This is a genomic window from Sutterella wadsworthensis (assembly GCF_003315195.1).
GTDB classification, from domain to species: domain Bacteria; phylum Pseudomonadota; class Gammaproteobacteria; order Burkholderiales; family Burkholderiaceae_F; genus Sutterella; species Sutterella wadsworthensis.
The window spans coordinates 80,330-102,984 of the sequence record NZ_QNRV01000004.1 but is presented as its reverse complement, the minus strand read 5'-3'; the positions used below and the strand labels follow the sequence as shown (position 1 = coordinate 102,984).

The 22,655-nt window shown below is 58.0% G+C and carries 17 protein-coding genes and 1 tRNA gene; 16 read left to right on the top strand and 2 right to left on the bottom strand.

The window, feature by feature from the left end; translation table 11 throughout:
- Positions 1 to 161: 161 nt before the first annotated feature.
- The 3 genes from DES29_RS03380 to DES29_RS03370 all read left to right on the top strand — a co-directional run bounded on the left by DES29_RS03380 (position 162) and on the right by DES29_RS03370 (position 3,279).
- Positions 162 to 1,460 carry an adenylosuccinate synthase gene (locus tag DES29_RS03380; protein WP_005430520.1) on the top strand — a complete coding sequence of 433 codons (1,299 nt, stop codon included), beginning with the start codon at positions 162 to 164 and terminating at the stop codon, positions 1,458 to 1,460.
- Positions 1,461 to 1,567: 107 nt separating this feature from the next.
- Positions 1,568 to 2,098 carry a phosphoribosyltransferase gene (locus DES29_RS03375; protein WP_016475018.1) on the top strand — a complete coding sequence of 177 codons (531 nt, stop codon included), beginning with the start codon at positions 1,568 to 1,570 and terminating at the stop codon, positions 2,096 to 2,098.
- Between the two features lie 125 nt (positions 2,099 to 2,223).
- Positions 2,224 to 3,279, top strand: coding sequence for a metallophosphoesterase family protein (locus tag DES29_RS03370; RefSeq protein ID WP_236578887.1), 1,056 nt, complete (start codon positions 2,224 to 2,226; stop codon positions 3,277 to 3,279).
- A 22-nt stretch (positions 3,280 to 3,301) separates the two neighbouring features.
- Here DES29_RS03370 and DES29_RS03365 read toward each other — a convergent pair whose 3' ends face one another.
- Complete coding sequence (locus DES29_RS03365; RefSeq protein WP_021995447.1) at positions 3,302 to 3,892, bottom strand: hypothetical protein; 591 nt, start codon at positions 3,890 to 3,892, stop codon at positions 3,302 to 3,304.
- A 157-nt stretch (positions 3,893 to 4,049) separates the two neighbouring features.
- On the opposite strand from DES29_RS03365, the gene DES29_RS03360 reads away from it, so the two are divergent.
- The 3 genes from DES29_RS03360 to DES29_RS03350 are packed head-to-tail and all read left to right on the top strand — an operon-like array spanning position 4,050 to position 7,538.
- Positions 4,050 to 5,063 carry an ADP-ribosylglycohydrolase family protein gene (locus DES29_RS03360; RefSeq protein ID WP_021995448.1) on the top strand — a complete coding sequence of 338 codons (1,014 nt, stop codon included), beginning with the start codon at positions 4,050 to 4,052 and terminating at the stop codon, positions 5,061 to 5,063.
- 17 nt (positions 5,064 to 5,080) lie between these two features.
- The gene (locus DES29_RS03355; RefSeq protein ID WP_016475015.1) at positions 5,081 to 6,034 is read left to right on the top strand and encodes a PfkB family carbohydrate kinase; all 954 of its coding nucleotides are present in this window, start codon (positions 5,081 to 5,083) and stop codon (positions 6,032 to 6,034) included.
- A gap of 52 nt (positions 6,035 to 6,086) precedes the next feature.
- Positions 6,087 to 7,538 carry a purine-cytosine permease family protein gene (locus DES29_RS03350; protein ID WP_021995449.1) on the top strand — a complete coding sequence of 484 codons (1,452 nt, stop codon included), beginning with the start codon at positions 6,087 to 6,089 and terminating at the stop codon, positions 7,536 to 7,538.
- A gap of 196 nt (positions 7,539 to 7,734) precedes the next feature.
- On the opposite strand, the gene DES29_RS03345 is transcribed toward DES29_RS03350, so the two are convergent.
- Positions 7,735 to 7,821 (bottom strand) — tRNA-Leu (locus DES29_RS03345).
- A gap of 192 nt (positions 7,822 to 8,013) precedes the next feature.
- On the opposite strand from DES29_RS03345, the gene DES29_RS03340 reads away from it, so the two are divergent.
- The 10 genes from DES29_RS03340 to DES29_RS03295 all read left to right on the top strand — a co-directional run bounded on the left by DES29_RS03340 (position 8,014) and on the right by DES29_RS03295 (position 22,655).
- Complete coding sequence (locus tag DES29_RS03340) at positions 8,014 to 10,374, top strand: ribonuclease R family protein (protein WP_113854437.1); 2,361 nt, start codon at positions 8,014 to 8,016, stop codon at positions 10,372 to 10,374.
- Positions 10,375 to 10,614: 240 nt separating this feature from the next.
- Positions 10,615 to 11,400 (top strand): 23S rRNA (guanosine(2251)-2'-O)-methyltransferase RlmB, encoded by a 786-nt coding sequence (gene rlmB / locus DES29_RS03335; RefSeq protein WP_196793762.1) that lies wholly within the window; start codon positions 10,615 to 10,617, stop codon positions 11,398 to 11,400.
- A 140-nt stretch (positions 11,401 to 11,540) separates the two neighbouring features.
- Complete coding sequence (rpsF, locus tag DES29_RS03330) at positions 11,541 to 11,927, top strand: 30S ribosomal protein S6 (RefSeq protein WP_021995455.1); 387 nt, start codon at positions 11,541 to 11,543, stop codon at positions 11,925 to 11,927.
- A gap of 36 nt (positions 11,928 to 11,963) precedes the next feature.
- Positions 11,964 to 12,248, top strand: coding sequence for a primosomal replication protein N (gene priB, locus DES29_RS03325; protein WP_113854436.1), 285 nt, complete (start codon positions 11,964 to 11,966; stop codon positions 12,246 to 12,248).
- A gap of 13 nt (positions 12,249 to 12,261) precedes the next feature.
- Entirely contained in the window at positions 12,262 to 12,534 is a 273-nt protein-coding gene (gene rpsR / locus DES29_RS03320) for a 30S ribosomal protein S18 (protein ID WP_016475010.1), read from the top strand.
- A gap of 19 nt (positions 12,535 to 12,553) precedes the next feature.
- Positions 12,554 to 13,003: a 50S ribosomal protein L9 gene (gene rplI, locus DES29_RS03315; protein ID WP_005430503.1), complete on the top strand. Its 450-nt coding sequence runs from the start codon at positions 12,554 to 12,556 to the stop codon at positions 13,001 to 13,003.
- A gap of 217 nt (positions 13,004 to 13,220) precedes the next feature.
- Positions 13,221 to 14,618 carry a replicative DNA helicase gene (gene dnaB, locus DES29_RS03310; RefSeq protein ID WP_005430502.1) on the top strand — a complete coding sequence of 466 codons (1,398 nt, stop codon included), beginning with the start codon at positions 13,221 to 13,223 and terminating at the stop codon, positions 14,616 to 14,618.
- Between the two features lie 47 nt (positions 14,619 to 14,665).
- Positions 14,666 to 15,175: a DUF456 domain-containing protein gene (locus DES29_RS03305; protein WP_021995457.1), complete on the top strand. Its 510-nt coding sequence runs from the start codon at positions 14,666 to 14,668 to the stop codon at positions 15,173 to 15,175.
- A 227-nt stretch (positions 15,176 to 15,402) separates the two neighbouring features.
- Positions 15,403 to 19,083, top strand: coding sequence for an exodeoxyribonuclease V subunit gamma (locus tag DES29_RS03300; RefSeq protein ID WP_113854480.1), 3,681 nt, complete (start codon positions 15,403 to 15,405; stop codon positions 19,081 to 19,083).
- A gap of 8 nt (positions 19,084 to 19,091) precedes the next feature.
- Positions 19,092 to 22,655, top strand: a complete 3,564-nt coding sequence (locus DES29_RS03295; protein WP_021995459.1) for a UvrD-helicase domain-containing protein — start codon at positions 19,092 to 19,094, stop codon at positions 22,653 to 22,655.

Here is a 22,655-nt window from a genome sequence, read left to right as displayed (position 1 = left end):
CCTCCCCGAGAAAGCCTCCTTTAGAAGCTTCCCGGCCGGCCGCAAGCGTGCCGCCTGCGCTCCCCCGAGCTCCGAGCTGCAGACCAGCGCTTCCGTAAGGCCCGGAAGATTGAACAGCACGAAGGGAACTTCCTCCAATTTAGGTTTATTAAGGATTTCAAATGGGCAAGAATGTTGTCGTGATCGGCGCTCAGTGGGGCGACGAAGGCAAGGGCAAAATCGTCGATTGGCTGACGGAACAGGCTTCCGGGGTGGTGCGCTTCAACGGCGGCCATAATGCCGGGCATACCCTCGTCATTAACGGCAAGAAGACCATCCTGCGTCTGATCCCCTCGGGCATCATGCATGCTACGAGCACCTGCTATATCGGCAACGGCGTTGTCTTCTCTCCGGAAGCTTTCTTCCGCGAAGTCGACGAACTCAACGCTGTAGGCGTGCCCAATGTTGAAAAGCGTCTGCGTGTTTCGGGCAACTGCCCGCTCATCATGCCGTACCACATTGCGCTCGACCAGGCTCGTGAAGCGGCTCTGGGCGCGAAGAAGATCGGCACGACCGGCCGCGGCATCGGTCCGGCCTATGAAGACAAGGTGGCCCGCCGCACTGTGCGCGTCGCTGACCTCTATCATCCTGAACGTTTTGCCGAACAGGTGCGCGCGGTCATGAAGCTCCATAACTTCATCCTGACGCAGTTCCTTGGCGCCGAAGCGCTCGATCCCGAAAAGGTCATCGCCGATACGCTCGTTTATGCCGAACGCTTGAAGCCCATGGTCTGCGACGTTTCCGAAACGCTCCACGAACAGATGGATGAAGGCCGTCAATTCCTCTTTGAAGGTGCTCAGGGCTCGATGCTCGACATCGATCACGGTACGTACCCGTACGTGACGAGCTCCAATACAGTTGCAGGTTCCGCCTGCGCCGGTGCCGGCGTGGGTCCGGAAAAGCTCAATTATGTCCTTGGCATCACCAAGGCCTACTGCACGCGTGTCGGCGAAGGTCCCTTCCCGACGGAACTTCTTGATGAGACGGGCGAGCTGCTGCGCCGCAAGGGCAATGAATTCGGTGCCGTGACGGGGCGTCCCCGCCGCTGCGGCTGGTTCGACGGCGCCGCGCTTCGCCGTGCGGTGCAGATCAACGGCATCACCGGTCTGGCTGTGATGAAGCTCGACGTGCTTGATGGTCTGGATACGATCAAGCTTGGCGTCGGCTACAAGATGGACGGCAAGGAACTCAAGGTTATGCCCTCCGGCGCCGATGCGGTTGCCAAGTGCGAACCGATTTACGAAGAGTTCCCCGGCTGGACAGAAAGCACCTTCGGTCTTACGGAATGGGATGAACTGCCGGAATCCGCCCGTCAGTATCTCTCGCGTCTTTCTGAAGTCGCCGGTGCTCCGATTGCGCTCGTTTCGACGGGGCCGGATCGCGAGCAGACAATTCTGCACGTCAATCCCTTTGCGGATTAATGCAGTGCGTCTAAAATAGCGCGCAATTTCTCGACGCAGAAGGCGGCGGGCTCCTTGAGTTCTGCCGCCTTCCGTTTTTCTCACTCTCCCTCTTTTCGACACCACCCATGTCCGATATCACCTACTCTTGGAACGAGTACATCCGTCTGAACGAAGAGCTCGTCTATAAGGTCGCCAAGAGCGGCTGGCAGTTTGACTGCCTGATCTGCCTCTCTCGCGGCGGCATGCGTCCCGGCGATTTCTTCAGCCGTATCTACGGCAAGCCTCTCGCGGTTCTCGCAACGAGCTCGTACCGCGAAGCCAAGGGCACCGTGCAAAGCAATCTCGACATTGCTGACTGCATGACAGGACTCGCCGAACTGAAAGGGAAAGTGCTGCTCGTCGACGATATGGTCGATTCCGGCAAGACGATTCAGGAAGTGGTGGCGCACCTGAAGAAGCGTTATCCGGCCATCACGGAAATCCGCGTGGCTGTTCTTTGGTGGAAGGCGCACTCCGTTCTTAAGCCCGATTGGCACTGCGTTTATTTCGAAGACAGCCCCTGGATTCATCAGCCGTTCGAATGCTATGACGATCTAGGCGCCGAGGCATTCATTGAAGCCATTGAATCGGGTAAGACACTCGGCCGCCTGCAGTAAAACTGCAAGAGCAAGCTGATCTGTACGCGCTTGATCGAAAAGCGGCGGCAGAAGACGGAAAAGTCTTCTTCTGCCGCTTTTTTGCATTTTGAAGACGAGAGCGCCGCAGCGCATCGATTGGAATCATGAACTATTCATGGCGGCGTCACGGTACAGACATCACGCCGGCAGATAATTCCGGCGTTTCAATTGCCAAGAGGCCGAACATGCAGCGCCGCGTCTTACTGCAGTCCTCCATGGGACTGCTCATGCTTTCTCCTTGGGGTTTCGTTCGTTCCGGCGAAACGCTTCCGTCTGATGCCGAAGTTATCTCATCGTTCGGCTGGGCGACGGATGTACATCACTGCCGCAAATCCCCCGATTTCTGGGATGAGGAAGGTGTTGCCCACCACGAGTACTTTGATTTGTCGCTCGAGAAGTTCCGCAAAGCCGTTGCGTTCATGAATAAGCGCCGCCCTGACTTTGCGATTGAATTGGGTGACTTCAAAGACTGCACAAAGACGGGCAGTCGGGCGGAGACGGTGGGGCTGCTCGACGAGGTCGAAGCGGCATTCCGGCAGTTTCCCGGACCGCGTTTCCATGTCGCCGGCAACCATGACTTTGACAAAATTTCGCTTGAGGATTTTCTGGCGCACACTGAAAACTCAGACGAGATGAAGGGCCTGACGCACTATGCGTTTACCAAGGGCGGCATCAAGTACATCGTGCTGGACGCCTGCTACAACACGATGGCCGGAGAACACTATTCGGACGGCAACCTCAAATGGAGCGTGTCAATGGTGCCGGACTTCGAAGTGGAGTGGCTTCGCAAAGTGCTCGCCGAGGGATCAGAACCAGTGATTGTTTTCATTCACCAGCTTTTGAATTTCTGGGATTCGAGTCACGGCAAAATCGCGGGCAAGATTCCGGACGGCTATTTCATCCGCAATGCGGCCGAGGTGGTGGACGTGCTGGAGCAAAGCCGTCGGGTGCTTGCAGTCTTCAGCGGGCACTACCATTCAGGATGGTATTCCGAGCGCCGCGGCATCCACTACATTGTCGGCAAAGGGATGGTTGAAAACGATGCCGCACACAATGCGGCGGGTGTGGTCAAGATTGATAAAAATCTCAATATCTTTATTGAAGGACTCGAAGACGAACCGTCTCGAAACCTCACTAAGAGCGCTTTCACCAGCCTCTGAAGACTGCTGCGGCTGATCTGCCTCAGGCGCTCGCGGCATCATCGGCAGCCGCGGCTGACTTTGGTGTTCGTCCGCGCCGGGGCTTTTCATTGAGCAGCGGCGAAGGACCTTGGGGCAGCAGCGAGAGCGACAGATCGAGCTGAGCCCCCAGCACTTCGAGCGCTTTGGAGAGCGCATCGATTTTTGTGGGATGCGCGAGATCAAAGAGTCTCGCGGCTTCCTGACGCGTAATGCCCAGTGCGCGGGCAACATCGGCGGCTTGAACCTGAAGCGCCCACGCCCGTTCAATAAAGCGGGCCTTTCCCTGCGCAAAAAGCGGCAGCACGGCTTCGCCTTCACCCGCATGCGCCCTTTGGCAGACGGGGACGGCTTCAGAACTCTTAAGCAGCAGGCGGGCGAGCGCCGTCAGCGCCTTTTCGGGGGCTTCCGTGCGGGCCTGCGCAGGCGAGTCCGCAGTGAAGTTCGCCGAGGAGAGCTCCGGGAACACGACGTTCCAACGTGCCTGACGACGTTCAATGCGGTAGCGGAAGCGAACGGGAATCTGCATGGCCAAGAGAAATACCAAAACGACTCGGAGCAGCATGCGGACAGAGCATCGGAGCTGTTTGCACATGCCGGTCACGCGCCAAGTGTAGTGGATTATCTATACCGATTTTGGTATTCTCCGGCGCGCCAAGATGCAACACCTAAACGATAACCCTAGTGTTGGGTATTTTGTTCGGTATGCAGCCTAGGCAATGGCCCTGTTTTCAACTTCCTCTCCCGTCTTTATGTCCCAGCTTCAAGACCGCATTGCCGGCGCGCTTGCCGGCATGGTGCTCGGCGACGCGTTTGGCGTCCCGGGCGAGCTCTGGCCGCGCGCCAAGGTGCGCGAACGTTTCGGCCGCATCACCGAATTTCTCGACGGTCCCGCCGACAACATCGTGGCCTGCTACTTCAAGGCCGGACACTACACCGATGATTCTGCGCAGGCCTTCGTGGTGCTCAATGCCATTGAAGCGGCGGGCACGGTGCCGCCGGTGCAGACGCTCGCCAAGGATCTGATTGCCTGGGTTGAGTCCATGAACGGGTTTGAGATTAATTTGCTCGGACCGTCATCCAAGGCTTCGCTCCTTGCGTGGGTCAAAGGGGAAGACGCCCTTCCGGTCACCAAACTTTCGCTCACCAACGGGGCGGCAATGCGCATCGCTCCCGTAGGCTGTCTGATCGAAGCCGGCGAACATGAAAAAATCGCCGAGGCCGCTGCCCGAGTGAGCCGTGTGACGCATTCAACCGACGTGACGATTGCCGGCGCTGCAATGGTGGCGCAGGCCGTGGCCAGCGGGGTGGCGGGCCGCAGCTGGGAGCAGACGCTCGCCGATGTGAAAACCATTTTCCCGATAGCGTCCGCCAAGGGAGAACCAACCTGGGCCGCAAGCATTCTGGCGCGCCTTGAAGTGTTTGAAGAACTCGTCCTCAAGCGCCGCGAGGCTTACGATGACGAGGCGGTTTCACGCTTTATCTACGACGTGATCGGCACCGGCACGATGACGAGCGAGTCCGTGACCGCTGCACTCGCGCTGGCTTTCTGGGCACAGAACCCGAAGAAAGCTGCTGAAATCGCCGCCAATATGGGCGGGGACACCGATACCATCGGCTGCATGGCCGCTGCAATTTGCGGCGCGCATTGCGGCATCGGCGGGATTGCGGCTGAGACGGTCGAATTTTTGGAAAAAACGAACGGCCTCCATTTCGGCGAACTGGCTCAGGGCGTCATGAAGACCCGTGCAGTCTTCACGCTTTAAGGACAAAGGCGACCGCAATGCGCAGCATCATTGAACTCATTGACGCGCTCGACGTCCGCAAACGCATTCTCATCATCGGGAGCGCCTTCGTCGACGTGATCGTGCATGTGCCCCGCCTGCCGCTTTCGGGTGAAGATGTCGAAGGTTCAAGCCGGCAGCAGGTGGTTGGCGGCTGCGCCTACAACGCAGCGGATGCCGTTGCCAAACTGGGCATTGATTTTGACGCCCTGATTCCTGTGGGCGAAGGCATGATTGCCGACCGCGTGCGGGAAACTTTTCGTGCACGCGGTTTCACGGTGCGCGAGTTCCGCGGCATTGGCGACAACGGCTGGTGCCTCTCATTTGTGGAGCCCGACGGCGAACGCACCTTCGTATCGATGTCGGGCGTGGAAAAATGCTTTAAGCCCGAGTGGCTTGACGAGATCGACCTTCAGTGCGCAGATCTCATATACCTCTCGGGGTATCAGGCGGACGCCCGCAATGCCGGTTTCATTGAAGCGCTCCTCGCCGAGAAGCGCCCCGATGCGCAGATTCTCTTTGACCCGGGCCCTTGCTCGGGAAGCATTCCTGAAGAGATGTTTTCGGCCATTCTTTCGGCCAACACCATTCTGAAGGTGAACGCTCAGGAAGCAAAGACGCTGGCGCCTTCGGCAACGCCCCGCGAAGCGGCGGCGGCTTTGTCGCTTTTGACAGCTCAATCAGTGATTGTCACTGACGGTGCGCGCGGCGCCTATGCGGCGCAGGCGGGCAAAGTTTCGCATTTGCAGGGGTTCCCGGTGCATGTCGTCGACACCATTGGTTCCGGCGATGCGCATGCGGGCGGCGTGCTTGCAGGTTTGGCCAGCGGCTTCACGCTCGCTGAGGCCGTGCTGCTCGGAAATGCGGTGGCGAGCTGGGTAACGGCTCAGGAGGGTGCGGCTACCGCACCGCAAGCCGCCGAACTGCGAGCCCGGCATTTGCTTGATATTTGAACGTCAACCCATTCAGAACTTTTTTTCATCAACCCTCGGACTTCAAAAAAACATGTCTGACGCATCCAAAATCGAAACCAACGGCGTCAATCCGGTGCCCGACAATGAACGCTACGGCCGCCCGTTTGACCTTTTCCCCGTTTGGTTTTCCTGGAATATTTCCATCTTCGGCATTACGCTCGGCATCTACGTTTTTGGCTTAGGCCTTTCGGTCTGGCAGGCGATGCTCGCGGGCGTCATCGGTTACTTCCTCTCCTGCGCCTTGGTGGGCATCCTTGCCGTCGGCAGCGTCCGCACGGGGCTTCCGACCCTTGTGCAGTCGCGCTTGGCATTTGGTTATCACGGCAATAAACTCCCGACCTTCTTTGGCTACCTCGCCAACATGGGCTGGAAGGTGACGCTGCTCTCGATGGCTACGACGACGCTCGCCGATTTGGTGGCCAACCTCGTCCCCGGTCTCCTCAACGACAAGGGCATGCCGGTGGCCGGATGCACGCTCGGGTGTTTCGCCGTCGTGCTCCTGCTCACGATGAGCGGCGCCATTTACGGCCATCAGCTCATCATCAAGATTGAGAAGGCCATTGCCTGGCTGACGGGCATCTTCACGATTGTCTATCTCTTCTTTTTCATTCCGAATATCAATTTCTCGGCGCTTTCATCCGCGCCGAGCGGCAGCTTCGCCACTTTTGTCGGCGGCATCGTTCTTTCGATGACCATGGTGGGTCTCGGGTTCCTGAATTACGGCGGCGACTATGCCCGTTATCTCCCGCGCAAAACCCCTGCGCGCGGCGTCATTTTCTGGACCACCACCGGCATTGCAGTGCCTGTTTCTGTGCTCCTCATCCTCGGCGTGATGCTCGCTGTCGGCAATCCCGCCCTGCTTGAAAAAGCCAACCATGAGCCGCTCGCCGCATTGACCGGCATTCTGCCCTTCTGGTTCTATGTGCCTTTCTCGCTCATCGTCATCATCTCGCTGATTTCAGCCGGCATGACGGGCATCTATAGTTCTGGACTTGCTCTGCTCGCCCTCGGCGTGCCGATGACGCGTCTGGCCACTACGATTCTCAACGGCGTGATCATCGCGCTCGGTGCCTACTATCTGCTCTTTATCTCCGACAGCTTCGTGTCGACCTTCCAGTCGTTCCTCGCGCTGATCTCGGTGGTGATGGGTACGTGGGGCGCCATTGAAATGGTCGACTTGCTGCGTCAGAAGCGCATCGGCTGGGACTGCAAACTCGCACTTGCTCCGGGTGAGGGCGGTGAATCCGTCCGCTGGACCGCTTTCGGGTCGCTTATTTTCGCGAGTCTGATTGGTCTGGGCACGATTACTTCGTCAGATCCCTACATTGCCCATGCGGTGAGTTTCCTGCTGCCGGCGGGTTCTGAAACGAGCGTTTTTGCGCGTGCCAACATCGGACTTGTTGCGGCAATGATCATTGGCGCATCGCTTTATGCGGTGCTCACCTTTGTGCTGCAAAAGGGCAGTCATCTGAAGGCTGAATAATTTTTCGGGGCAGCCCCTTTGAGCCGGCAAGCACACACTGCGCACTGGCCAAGGAGCTGCAGAGACATGAACCGGCGCCGAACAGAGCTCAATGTCGGCGCCGTTTCTTTCGTTTCGGTGCGGTAAAAACAGAAAACCCGCCGAAGTCTTGCGACTTGCAGCGGGTCTCGTTAACGACAGTTGTCGTTGAATTCTGTGGTGCCCGGGAAAGGACTCGAACCTTCACGGCCGTGAAGCCGCCAGCACCTGAAGCTGGTGCGTCTACCAATTTCGCCACCCGGGCACTGAGGAAAGAAATTATGAAGTGATCAGTTTAATTTGTCAAGAGAGCGATCCAAAATAACTTTTCTGTATCTTCGAGGTCGGCTGATCGGTGAGCGGGGCAACAGCGCTTTTGTGCTGCTCTTTGGGCGCGCTCGAGCACAATGATTTAGAGTGAGGTCCAAATAATCATTTCATTCGGATTCAAGAATCCATGTCGAAGAAAAAGAGCAAACAGCTGCCGATCACGGAAGTTCAGCTTACCCCTGAGCAGATTGCCCAAGCCAAGGAAATCCTTGCTGGGCTTCAAAAGGATATTCAATACGCTGCGGCCAAAAAGAACCTCGTTCGCATGATGCCCTGCGCCAAATCCGTGGCGAACGCATTGGTCATGAAGCTCAGTGAAGAGGGATTTGAAGGCGGCGAAGAACATTGGTTTCGTCATCCCGATGCTCCCACAGCGACCGGCGTCGTACAGGGCGCTCGGCGTCCGAGCGACATGAAGGTGACGCCGCAGAGCGTCGATGGGGCAGAGTTCAGTCTGACGGCATCGGCACAGGTCGTGCCTGGCGACGTGGTAGAGCTGCGTCAGACGATCAGCGGCTGGCGGCCTGCGGGACTGGTTTCGCGTCCGCAGCGTCGATGGGTCTGCCGTTGTGTGACTGACGCTGCCGCCAAAGAAATCGAGTGGCTGCTCTTTAAACCCATTTCTGCTTTTGCGCCGATTGAACTGCAGGTCAACGTTCAAGAGGTGCCGCCTGAGGTAGATCTCGAACGTGACGCCGTTGAACTGGAAATCAGCGCCGATGCGCCTTTTTTTGCCAAACGCCGCGAAGATTCATATTGGGGTTCGGACGAAGAGTGGCAGATTTTCCCGGCACATTTTGTTCGCAAAGTAGGCGTGATGAATGATCCGTTGGGTGAAATGGCGATTGCCTCCGCTCAATTCGGCGTTCCCATTGATTTTTCACCCGATACGCTCGATGAGGCGGAAAAACTGCCCGAGAAGGTGGATCGCAGAAGTCTTTTGCACCGAGTGGACCTCACGGATCTCGCTTTCGTGACCATCGACGGTGAAGATGCGCGCGACTTCGATGATGCTGTCTACTGCGAGGAGACTCCGGAAGGCTGGCGGCTCTTGGTGGCCATTGCTGACGTCAGTCACTACGTTCGTCCGGGCACATCGCTCGACCGCGATGCACAAAAGCGAGCCACATCGGTCTATTTCCCGTCTTCGGTTGTGCCGATGCTCCCCGAAAAGCTCTCCAACGGGCTTTGTTCGCTCAACCCCGGCGTTGATCGGCTGACGCTGGTTTGCGATGCCTTGGTCAACCGCAAAGGGGAGACGACGGCTTATCAGTTTTATCCGGCGGTCATTCATTCGCACGGTCGCCTGACCTATACCGCTGTATGGTCGGCGCTGCAGGGAGAAGCTTGGGGACTGAACACGGTGGGGCCGCGTTTAGGTGAACTTAAGCGTCTTTATGCGCTTTACGGCGTACTCCGAGCGGCGCGCTCTGAGCGTCATGCACTTGATTTCGAAACAGAGGAAAGCGCAGCGGATTTTGCGGCGGACGGCGAGATCATCGGGTTCCACGTGCGTGACCACAATGATGCCCATCGAATCATTGAGGAATGTATGTTGGTGGCCAATGTCTGCGCCGCGCAGTTTGCGATTGCCAAGAAGCAGACAACGCTCTTTCGCGTTCATGGTGAACCCGAGCAGACAAAGCTCAACGACTTAAAGAGCATTCTGGCGGGGTTTGGCATTTCCTTCAAACTGAAGGGGTCGGAGAATCTCGCCCCTGTATTGGCAAAGCTCATTGAAGATACGAAAGATAAACCCTATCTGCAGACGGCCATTTTGCGCACGATGCAGCGCGCGTGTTATCAGCCGGAAAATATCGGGCATTTTGGTCTTCAGTATCCGGCCTATGCGCACTTCACGTCGCCGATCCGGCGTTACCCCGATTTGCTTTTGCACCGCACAATCAAGGGGATTCTCTCTAAGCGCTCCTATACGCCGGCCGTTGAATTTGACGATGCGGAGCTGATGACGGGGTATCACGCCCGCAAGCTCGGTTCCAATCCGGAGGCAAAACCTTCAGGGGCGGCAAAACCCTTAAGCCGTCAGGAGGCAAAAAAGGCCGTTTGGACGCGCTTAGGCATCATCTGCTCGGCCGCGGAGCGTCGTGCTGACGATGCGTCGCGCGAGGTGATGAAGTTCCTGAAATGTCAGTATCTGCTGTCAGCGGATCAGAAATCCTTCCAGGCAACCGTTACCGGTATGTGCCCGGCAGGAATTTTTGTGACGCTCAGCGACATGCCGATTGAAGGATTTGTGCATATCTCACAGCTTGGCTGGGGTTATTTTGTCTACGATCCCGCCAAACAAACGATGACGTCGCATGAAGAGATGACGGAAATTCGTCTTGGGGATCAGCTGACGGTACGGCTTGAAGATGTGGATCTGAAGGAGCGGCGGATAAACTTTACGCTCTTGAGCAATCAGAGCCGCCGTCATCCTGCCAAGGGCGGCGGACGCCGGCGCTTTGATGATGATTTCTGGTACTAATCGCTCAAACGCCACATAGAGGATGCCCGGCGCTTACAATGCCGGCCTTTCAAAATGCTTTTGATCGTTCCCTTTTGGGGAGCGCTTCTTTTCACCGAGGCCTTTTCCGTGAAGCACTACGACGACAATTCTCAGGACGAACACTACGAAGGTTCAGGGCGCGTCCGCCGCAGCCGCGGCCGCGGCGAAGATTTCGGCCGCGAACGATCCGACCGCACGGAGCGCAGCCGTCCAGCGAGGATTCGCACCGAGGCCGGCACCGTTGTGCTGGCGGGTTTTCATGCTGTCGCTGCTCGTCTGAAACTTGACCCGGAGTCGATTCAGCAGGTTTATGTCGATCCGGAGCGTCGTGACAAGCGCATGCGTGAAATGCGCGAGAAGCTCTTTGCGGCCGGTGTACGCGTCATGAATGCTGATGCTGCGCGTCTTGACGGTCTGTCGCCCGATGTTCCCCATCAGGGCATTGCGGCGATTGCCGCAGAACGCGAGAACACGCTTGATTTTGCTGATCTGCTCGATCAGATCACAGACCGCACGCTGCTGCTTATTCTGGACGGCGTCACGGATCCGCGCAATTTCGGCGCCTGTCTGCGTGCGGCTGATGCTGCCGGCGTGCAGGCCGTGATCGTGCCGCGTGACCGTTCGGCCCGTATGACGCCTGCGGCCGCCAAGGCTGCCGCGGGCGCGGCGGAAACCGTGCCGGTGGTGTCGGTTACCAACCTTGCCTCGGCCATCATGGAACTGCGTGACAACGGTGTCTTTGTTGCCGGCACGGCGGGCGAAACGGATACAACGATCTATGACGTGGCTCAGGCGCGTGCCTTCGCATGGGTTTTGGGAGCAGAAGGCGAGGGACTTCGCCAGCTTACTCGCCGCCGCTGCGACGTCCTTGCTGCCATCCCGATGGTGGGTTCGGTCGAGTCGCTCAATGTCTCCGTTGCCTCCGGCATCTGTCTTTTTGAGTCACTGCGTCAGCGCATTGCCGCGGGCCTCGTGCAGCCGGGTTCACCCGACGAGCGTCTCTAAGACGAAACGCTTGGGTGCATTGAAAAGAAATTTGGCTTAAACACTTGCAGGGCCGCGGTTGGATCGGTACAATCGCGGCCTTTACTGTCCTTGCCGCACTGGAACGACGCTCTGGGCGGCTTTTTCCGCAAGGAGGCTAAATGCGTCACTACGAAATCTGCATCGTCGTGCATCCTGACCAGAGTGAACAGGTTCCCGCGATGATCGAGCGCTACAAGAACCTCGTCGCCGAACAGGGCGGCAAGATTCACCGCATCGAAGACTGGGGCCGTCGTCCGCTCGCCTATCCGATCGAAAAGCTCGTGAAGGCGCACTATGTGCTCCTCAACATCGAGTGCGGCCATGAGACGATCCTCGAGATCGAAAACGGCTTCCGTTTCAACGACGCCGTTCTTCGCCACCTCACTGTGAAGACGAAGCATGCCGAAACCGCTCCCTCCCCGATGATGAAGGTCATTGAGAAGGAAGAGGCCCGCAAGGTTGCCGCTGAGGCTGCCGCTGCTCAGGAAGAAGCCGCTGAGGCCTAATTCCTGCAAGCTGTCAGACGAAGTTCCATCCCATCCGTGAATTCAATCGATCTTTCCGGAACATTGATAGAGCGGGAAGCGGTGAGGTTTACTCCCGCGGGCATCGAAGTTTTCGAAGCCGTCCTGCATCATCGCTCTGAAGTGGTCGAAGCGGGCAAGGTCCGCAAGCTTGAGTTCGACTTCAACGTGGTGTCCTACGGGGCACTTGCCAGAAGACTGAACGGAATGGAGATTGGCGCAGAAATCCAGTTCAAGGGGTTTCTGGCTCCCAAGTCGATGAGAACCCGCCGTCTGACGGTACACATCACAGAATTCAAATAGAGGAGTCATCCAAATGGCTTTTGGTGCTAAGGGTAAGGGCAAGCCCCGCCGTTCGAACCAGCAAAATTCGCTTTTCAAGCGCCGCAAGTTCTGCCGCTTCACGGCTGAACACGTTGAACAGATCGACTACAAGGATGTCGACACGCTGCGCGATTTCATCCAGGAAAACGGCAAGATCATGCCGGCTCGCCTGACCGGTACGAAGGCGCACTATCAGCGTCAGCTCGACACCGCCATCAAGCGTGCCCGCTTCCTGGCCCTCCTGCCCTATACGGACAACCAGTAATCGACGGGAGAAAAGAGAAATGCAAGTCATTCTGCTTGAAAAGATCACGCATCTCGGCGATCTGGGCGACATCGTCAAGGTCAAGGACGGCTACGGCCGCAACTTCCTGATCCCCCAGGGTCACGCCAAGCGCGCCACGAAGCAGGCTATCGCCGAATTCGAAGCTCGCCGCGCTGAACTCGAAAAGGCTCAGGCTGCTCGCGTCGCTGCCGCCGAAGAACTCGCCGGCAAGCTCAACGGCGCTGAAGTTACGATCGCCAGCAAGTGCGGCGTCGACGGCCGTCTGTTCGGCTCCGTCACCAACGCTGACATCGCTGAAGCGGTGGACAAGCTCGGCTTCCAGATCAAGAAGTCGCAGGTTCGCACGCCGCTCGGCGCCATCAAGGCGACCGGCGAATACGTCATCACCATTGGTCTGATGACGGACATCTCCGCCGATGTGACGGTGAAGGTCGTCGCCGAGGAATAATCGGTTCGACCGCATCTGCCGTCCGCTCTGAGGGCGGCAGACCGATGAAAGCCCCGAGGAGTCCGCTCAGGATCTTTGGGGCTTTTTTCTGCATGATTATTGCCGCAGCGCAGGGATGCCGCAAAGCCTTTGAGGCAGATAAGGACGGCGACACTGCGCCGATCGGTCATAATCAAAACTTTCTCAACGTTCCTTATACCTCTTTGAGGTCTGTGTCATGGCCGAAGAAAATATCGACGAAGCCGCTCAGGCAGTACGTCGTCCGCCCTCAAGCGTACTGAGCGAGCAGGCGATTCTCGCCGGCCTGATGATCGACAACTCGGCGCTCGACAGCGTGGTCGACATTATTCGCCCAGAGGATTTCTATCGGCGCGACCACCGCATCATTTTTGAAGAAATCGTGCAGTTGCTGCAGGAGGGACACCCTGCGGACTATCTGACGGTTTTTGAAAGTCTGAAGTCAAAGGGGATAGAGAACGATGCGGGCGGGCTGCCTTATCTCACCGAATTGGTGGGGAGCTCTCCCTCGGCCGCGAACATCCGCCGATATGCGGAAATCGTGCATGACAAGTCGGTACTGCGCCAGCTCATTACCGTAGGCGACCGCATCGTTACCAATGCATTGGCGCCAGAGGGCCGCGAGACACGTGAAATTCTGGACGAAGCTGAAAAGGAAGTGCTCGCCATCAATGAGCGCAATGCTCGTACGCAGCGCGGCTTTCAGCCTTTGGTGACGCTCGTGCGAGACGTCTCCGCCCGCGTCATTGAGCTCTACAACACGAAGTCGACTTCCGAGGTGACGGGTGTTTCCTCGGGCTACCCCAATCTCGACCATGTGACGGCAGGTTTGCAGCGCGGTGATCTCATCATCATCGCCGGCCGTCCGTCGATGGGCAAAACGTCGTTTGCACTCAACATCGCCGAAAACGTGGGCGTTGATCAGGAGCTGCCCGTGGCGGTCTTCTCCATGGAAATGGGGGCGGATCAGCTCGCGCAGCGCATGATTTCATCGGTCGGCCGTATTGATGCGCAAAAGCTCAGAAAAGGTCAGCTCGACGACGAGGACTGGGACAACTTCACGGCGGCACTGCATCGTCTTGAAGAAAAGCCCATTTATATTGACGACACGCCGGGACTCACGATTTCGGAACTCACGAGCCGCACTCGGCGGCTGGTTAATCAGGCCGGACCGCTCGGTCTCGTCGTGATTGACTATATCCAGCTTATGTCCGGACAGCGGCGCAGCAATCAAGACAACCGCGCGCAGGAGCTCTCGGAAATCTCCCGCGGGCTGAAGTCGCTCGCCAAGGAACTCGGCGTTCCGGTGATTGCGCTTTCGCAGCTCAATCGTTCAGTGGACAGCCGTACCGATAAGCGTCCGGTGATGTCGGACCTCCGTGAATCCGGCGCAATCGAACAGGATGCGGACGTCATCATGTTCATCTATCGAGATGTTGTCTACAACAAGGAAACGGTCGATAAAAACTTGGCAGAAATCATTGTGGCCAAGCAGAGAAACGGCCCCATCGGGACGCTTCGCATGACGTTCCTCGGCGGCAATACGCGCTTTGAACCTTCAGCGGATGCGGGCTATTGGGGCGGGATTGAAGAGTAACCTTTAGCCGGACAAAATGGAATTCATTCAAAAGGGAATGCTCGCTCATGGAATGGCTGACAAGTTTGGATTGGTTTGCGCTGTCGTGCTGGTTCGGCGCCATTGTGCTCATTGTGCTTGGGTTTGCCGGTACAATCGTGCCGGCGATTCCGGGCCTGCCGATGATTGCCGCCGGCGGGTGGCTGATTGGCTGGGCTGATCACTATGAAAAAGTGGGGTTCTGGACCATTGCCGTCTTGATTGTGCTTGCAGTCATTGGCGTAGTGGTCGATTCTGTCTCGCAGACGGCCGGTGCGCAGCGGGCAGGCGCCTCAAAGGCCGGCATTGTGGGTTCCATCGTTGGGACCGTGGTCGGAATCCCCATGGGGCTTTTCGGCATCTTTGTGATGCCTCTGGTGGGCGCGGCTGTCGGTGAATTCTGGGCCAAACGCGACTTGATGCATGCCGGACGCGTAGGCGTCGCCACCTGGGTCGGCATGATCGTCGGCACGGCTGTCAAAGTGGCGCTGGCTTTTACAATGACGGGGTACCTGTTCTTCATCTATCTGATGAATTGATTGATCGTCGCAGCCGAATTTGAAAGAACATTTCAGCCGACAAAAGCTGGGTAGCTGCAATCGGTCGATGATTGACGCACTGATGCGTTAATCTTGGTGGATCAAAGGAGCGCTGAAGCCGTCCGCCTTCAGCAGACTTTCCCGTCTGCAGAAGGCATCTTGGAGTGGATGGCTTCAGCGCTCATCTTTTCGAAAAGAACGTTGAATGCGGTCGGAGCCTGCCGTCCATGATCCACACCATCTACTCCAACAGCTATGAAGTGCTGCGCGCAGTGCTTCTCAACAATATTGATGCGCTTCGTCTGCGTCCGGAGGCTGAATCGCTGAGAGCCGACGAATGCTTCGCCGGCGTCTTCGACCGTGTTCCTGTCATTATTCCGAGCAAGGCTGTAGAGACGGATCTGGTGAGAGCCATTGCCAAACAGGAATCCGTCTGCGCGTCCATGCGTTTTATGTTTCTTTCGGAGTGGCTTGGGTTCTTCTCTCGCGAGCCGCTGGCCAATGTGATCGGCAACGAGGCGCGCTGGATGATCTGGCGCGAACTCCGTGCTACGGGACCGGGAAGCCTGCGAGAAGCGGTTCGCACTCGGACGACCCGCTTGGAGGACAGCCTTAAAAACCGCAGCGACCATGATCTTTTGCTGCTCGCTCAGCGCATTGCCGGCGTTTTTGTGGCCTATTCGAGCTATCGCCTCGACTGGATTCTGGCATGGCTGGGGCTGCATCAGGATCGGCTCCATCCCACGCCGCAGGCTAAGCGAGAAGCGGCGGCGCTGGCCGAGGATGAAGACGCGGTTTGGCAGCGCGAACTTTTTAGGCGGCTTGCCCGCTCCAAACGTTGGCGCGGCCGCGGGTTTCTTGAGCATCTTCCGGAGTCGCTTCAGGCGCTTGCTGATGCCCCCGCCAACGCCCGTACGCTCGTCTTAGGAGACGGTCGGGAGGTGTCGCTTCCCAATGCGCTCCATGTGTTTGTGCCTTTTGTCGTGCCGCCGCTGATGCTGCCGGTTTTGAAGGCTTATGCGCATTCAGGACGGGAAGTCTGGCTTTATCTGCTTAATCCCTCGAGCGAATACTGGTTCGATTTGGTGCCGCGCCGGCTCTATGACTGGAAGCATCGGGATGAGACAGCGGGCCAGGCAGAGGTGGGTCACCCCATTCTCGCTGACAACGGACGAAGCACGCGGGCCAATATCGACCGTCTCTGGCGTTTTACGCAGGAGCGCGGCGATCTGACAGAATTCGACGAGGATGATGATGACGCTCGCAAACGTCGGCAGCTGCCCGTTGAAACGCATTCCCGCAAGCTGCTCGATGAGCGTGATTTCCTGAGGCAGTACCTGAGTGATCCCAAGGATCTTCGAGCAGATCTGACGCTGGATACACAGAGCATCTACATTGAAGCCAACGAGTCGACGCTTCTGCGCCGCGTACAGGATTCGATCCTAAATCTCAGCCCGGATCTGCTCAGCTTGACCGCCAGACAGCAGGCTGCTGACGCTGGTGCGCCAGAGCTCTTTGACGAGGCCGATGACTCACTTCGCTTTGTCGGCGCGCCGTCGGCGGCCCGAGAGCTCGAAGGGCTCGTCGACTGGCTGCAGGCGCAGTTTCAGGCAGATCCGACGCTGACGCCCTCTGACGTTCTGGTGGTGACGCCGGACATTTCGGCGGCCGCGCCGCTCATCGATCAAGTTTTCGGCAGTCTTGCACCAGAGCGGCGGATTGCCTACCGCGTCTGCGGTGCGGTTTCGGCGGACTCAGACGTGTCGCTCGCAGTGCTCATCGGACTGAAGAACCTGCTGATCGGGGGGTTCACACGGGAGAGGTTTGTCGAGTGGCTGTCGCTGCCGATCGTGAGCGAAAAATTCGATCTCGAAAGTGATGACTTGGCGATTCTCAATCGGTGGCTTGCTGCTGCGGGGTTCGAAGTCGGACTCAATCCGGCGCATTTGGATGCGCAGCGCGATGCGCAAGCCGCGGATCCCCGTCAGACGCAGGTTTATGCGCCGGCGGCGCTCCATGAGCTGACGTTCGAACGTGCACTGGAGCGTCTCGCTTTCGGCTGGATGCTTCCTCAGGACGAGGATGCTGCGCCCTATGGAGATGTGTTGCCCGTTGTCGGTACAGAGCTCGGCGGCTGGGATGCCACGGGCGAAAAGAGCGGACTGCTCCTCAAGCTCGCGAACCTTTACGCTGTGCTTGAAACGCTCCGGCTGAAGACTGCGGAAGGTGAAAAACTCACTGACGGCACATCCGCCCATTTTTGGACGCTTTGGATCGGCGAAGTGCTGCAGAAGTGCTTTCCGGCGGAAACGCCGCAGCGGGACTGGCTGGCGATTCGACGAGCGGCTGCAGATCTGGCCGATGAGATCGCGCAGGCGCGCGATGAGGCGGAACGCATTCCCGACGTTTCCTTTGAAATTTTCATAGCGGCGCTGGAGGATCGTCTCAAGCGCGGCGAGACAGGCGCAGGGCGTCCGGGCAATACAGTGGTGTTTTCCGGTATGCGGCAGCTTCGCGGGCTGCCCTACAAGGTGATCGTGCTCTGGGGGCTCAATGAAGACTCAAGCTTCCCGGGGGCCTCTCACGCCGAGGAGTTTGATCTGATGAAGCGCTTTCCTCGGCGCAGCGACCGCGACAGCCGAACCGACAACCGCAACATCTTCCTTGATCTGCTGCTGGCCGCCCGCAGCAAATTCCTCATTTCCTACACCGAAGGCGCCAATCCGGCGCAATGGAAGGAGCCGTCGGTAGTGGCGCAGGAGCTGCGCGAATGGCTGCTGACTTTTGCTCAAGATCCGGCGGACCGCCTTCGTGCTTCAGCAATCCTCACGCATCACTTGCCGCTGAATGCCTTTTCGCCGAAGAGTTTTTCTGCTGAGGAAAAACAATGGCAGAGCACGAACCGAAAGATGCTCGAGGCCGTCGACAAAGCTGCCGCTGCTAATTGGAATGGACCGGCGGCGCCCTGGGCAAATGCACTGACCGCCCGTGCCGAAGGCGGGCGCCTTCCAGTGAAAGAGCTCTATCGCTGGATGCGCAATCCCGCAGAAGCCTTTCTCAAGCGTCACGGCATCAGGCTCTCCACGGGCGAAGAGATTGATCCGGCCCCCATTCTTCAAAGAGATAAAGATCTTCCCAAGTGGCAGCGCATTCATACACTCCTCCATGTCATGCTCTCTGCGGGGGCTGAAGGCGCCGACCAAGCCGTGGAAACGCTTGGAGCCCGGTGGGCGGTTGACCCGCGGATGGGGGCGCAGGGACTGCGCGACTGGCGATACAGCGACGATGTGGTTTGCGCGCGAACGGCGGCATCGCTTTACTGGAAACTGACGTCGCAGATGACGGCGCTTGCGCCTCAGGAAGCGGCGGCCGCGGTGCCCGGTTTTCCCTGGACGCTGACGCACGCTGCCTCAAACCTGTGGCGCGATGCTTCAGGGGCGGTGCATTGGATCAATGTGGTGCCGGGAAAAATCACGGGCTCCGGGGCGATTCAGTCGCTTTTCATCTGGGCGCTTTTGCGGGCAGCCGGAGCGGCGGCAGAGGGTCAGATCATCGTGACCGATGTTGAAAAAAAGGGTTCTCCGCTGATTGGCGCACCGCAGTGGACACCCCAGGAGGCACAGACTTTCCTTAGCTATTTCCTCAAGCTCTATGAAGCATTCCAGCTCGGCAGGCTGCCCTTTGCCGTGCCGCCCTATCAGCCGAAGTCAAGAGGCGCTGAAGCGGAGCAGATGCCTGCTGAGAGGGCGCTTCCCAACGCTATCGTCTGGCGAGGCTTAGACCAAGCGCAGGCTGAGGCTTACGCCGAACACTTAGAGAAGGCGCTCGAAGGCCTTTATAAGGTCGGAGACCTTTCCGCGCTCGAGAGCGTTGTTCAAGGAATGCTGACTAATGCGGGATCGCTGTGAGAACGACTATGGCAAAAAAGGATGAAGCGCTCTGCGCAGAGATGACGGCGGAACAAACGGACTGGACGCAGCTTTGTGCGGAGGCTGAGAGCGTCTCGGCCGATGAGCAGACGGCAGCGTACTTAGAAGCCGATGAAATGGATTTCGCATCAGACGCGGGTGAGGCGCCTGCGGCAGACTCGTCGGACGATTCGTCCTTTGACATGCTTCGTGCGCCGCTGATGCGCCCGACCTTGCTCGAAGCCTCTGCCGGCACGGGGAAAACTTTTTCGATCAAGCATCTCGTGCTGCGTTTTGTTGCGGAAGAAGATGTTTCGGTGAGCAGAATGCTCATCATGACCTTTACTCGAGCGGCCACAGCAGAACTGAAAGCTCGTATCCAGTCGCATCTCTCGGCTATGCACGGTCTGATGACCGGGACGTTTGCTGACTCTGCGGTTGACGCCGTATTGCTCGAGCAGCGCGCTCTCTGGGCAGAGCAGGGGCGCGATCCCGCGGTCATTGTGAGCCGTCTGCGGGAGTCGCTTGCTCAATTCGACAATGCCGGCATCTTCACTATTCACGGTTTCTGTCAAAAGGTGCTCGAAGACCGAGCATTCACCTCGGGCAGTTCGATCGGTTTTGAATTGGCTGAAAACGTTGACGATCTCGTGGAAGATGTGGTCAATGAATTCATCCGTACCTCACTGCTGCAGCTCCGCGAACGCGAAGATCGCGCAGCGATCAGTGACCCGGGAAAATGGATTGAAATACTCAAGCAGCTGATGGCTGCGCCGGACGATTTGGTGCCGAGCACGATTGTTTCGCTGCCGGAGTCGCCGGAGCTTGCCGCTGCTTTTCAAAATTTCGTGAAGGAAGCGCCCAAGCGTTTGGCACAGAAAAAACGCGAAGCACGGGTAAAGACCTTCGACGATCTTTTGATTGAGCTCTACGAACGCCTGCGGGGAGATCCTGCCGATGCGGAATCCCGGGCGCAGGCCGAACGCTTGGCCGAGAGTATCCGCAGCGCCTTCAGCGTGGTGTTGGTGGACGAATTTCAGGATACCGATCCTATTCAGTACGCGGTCATCAGACGCCTCTTTCTGCGTAAGCGCGAACCGCACCCCGTGTGGTTCGTGGGGGATCCTAAACAGGCCATCTACCGCTTTCGCGGTGCCGATTTGGAAACCTACCTGCGGGCACGCCGCGATGTGGAGGCGCTTTATCAGACGGCCGGAAGCGGTCGGTTCCGAGGCGTCTATGCACTGACAACCAACTACCGCTCGAGTCCTGATTTGGTCAGAGCCTTCAACGCGTTTTGGCGTACCGCTCCGAATCCCTTCCTGCGCGAAGATCTCGCTTATCTTGAAGTGGAGTCGTCGCCGAAAAATCTGCCGCTCATGCAAAAACGCCCTGACGGGACCATCATGGATGCGGTGCCGTTTGAATGGGTGAGCAGCTGGCAGGAGACGCCAGCACAAACGGCCGAGGAACGTCGGCAGCAGCAGGGCATTGTATTGGCCGATCGGATTACGGCAATGATCGAGGCTGGCCGGCGCGGGGAGCTTCTGGTGCCCTGTGCTGACGAAGAAGCCTCTTTAGCCGTGGCGGAAAAGGACGGCAAACGGCTGCGCGGAGTGCTCCCGGGCGACATTGCAGTCTTGGTGCGTACGCATGACGAGGGACTGACGGCCGCTGAAGTGCTTAAACACCGCGGCGTGCGAGTGCGGATTCGCTGTGACCAGAATGTCTGCAATACCATCGAAGCTTGTGAAATCGGCATGATTTTGAGCGCTTTTGCAGCGCCCGGCGATTTGAAGCTGCTGCGCGCAGCCCGTACGACGCGGCTTATTGGCGACGACCTCGCCTGCCTCGACGATCAAGAGCGCGACGAAATAAGGCGCATTGCACTGCGCGGCGAGTTCGAGTACGGTGCGCGCAATTGGGGGACAGTCGGTCCCGCGGCAGCGCTCGAGCGGCTGATGACTTTTTGCAGAACTGCAGAGCGGTTGCTGCCGCAAGCCAATGGTGAGCGCACACTGACAAACTATCGCCATCTGCTGGAGCTGCTTCACGGCGCGGCCCGAATCATTCCTACGCCTGCCGGACTCGCAGCATGGCTCGCGGCAGAGGCTAAGCGTCCCGTCAGTGACTTCAATCGCGAGCGGCTTGAAAGCGATGCCAACCTTGTGCTTGTCGAAACCATTCATTCGAGCAAAGGGCTGCAGTATCCGATTGTGTTTCTGCCGTACACGCAGTCGGGCAGCATTGACACCCATGCGCGCTGCACGTCTCGAACGGATGATCCGCAGCGGTCCGCGCAAAGATGCCTTGAGCTGCGGTTTGAGGCAGAAAAACCCGATCAGCGGGTGAATCAGGCTGAATATGAAGAAAAAGTCCGAATGATGTATGTTGCCATGACGCGAGCTGCGCGCCATCTCTGCATCATCGGCGAACAGCGGATTAAAAGTGCTGTGAATCCGGACCAATGGCACGGCAGTACCGTTCAGGCGCATCTCTTTCGAGCCTTGACGGGGCAGCTGACGCCCTCGCGAGCGGACATCCTGTTCGCGGTCGAACGCTTGGCGGCGCTCCAGTCGCCCTCAGGCACGCCGCTCTTTCGTTTTACCGAATTGGGTGCAGCAGCTGCCGGCGCACGATCCTCCCTTTTGGCGCAGGGGACCGTCGGAGAGTCTTATACGACAGCTCGGTCACAGACTCGGCGCAGTGAATGGCGAACCTCGAGCTTTACGGGCATTACCCGAATGGCTGAGGACGACGGGCCAGGGTTTTCAACCTGGTACGGACAGGCCGAAAAACCGCCGCTCGTCGATGACATTCTGTCCTTTCCCAAGGGGGCGCAGGCCGGTACCTGTCTGCATGAAATGATGGAGCGCGCCGACTTTTCGATGATGGCTTGCGATGATGAGAAAGCCGCTGCTGCCCGCCTGGCCTTGACGGCTCGTGAGGTCGAAAAGCATTTGTCGCTTCCCGAAAAGGAGGCGGCCTCAGCAGCCGCGGGAGCGGCCGCAATGATCCGAGATCTTCTCAATGCGGAGGTGGCGCCCGGCGTGACGCTCAAAGACGTGCCCAAATCGGCAAGGTCGGCGGAACTTGAATTTCTCATTCCGATTTCCGCCTCGCTGACTGCCGAACGGCTCGTCAGTGAACTCAAGGCCATGGATCCCAAATACGATTTCGGGACGCTTCGGCCTGAAGATCTCAAGGGGTTCCTGACAGGGTTTATTGACTTGGCCTTTAGTGCAGGCGGGCGCTTTTACGTGCTGGACTGGAAGAGCAACAAAATTTCGCCCGAAGCTTCCGGCTACACCGAAAAAGCCATGTCAGCTGAGATGGATGTGCATCTTTACCGCCTGCAGTATCTGATCTATTGGGTGGCTTTGCGGCGTTTCCTCCAAGTGCGGCTCGGCGCACATTGGCGCGACGAAATGATTGGCGGCGCCATTTATGTGTTTCTTCGAGGCGTACGGGCCGACACGACGACAGCGGCCAACCCTCAGGGTATTGTTTTCGATCCGGTGCGTCCAGAGGTGATTCGGCGCATGGATGATCTTTTTGCGGGCAGAGCCTAA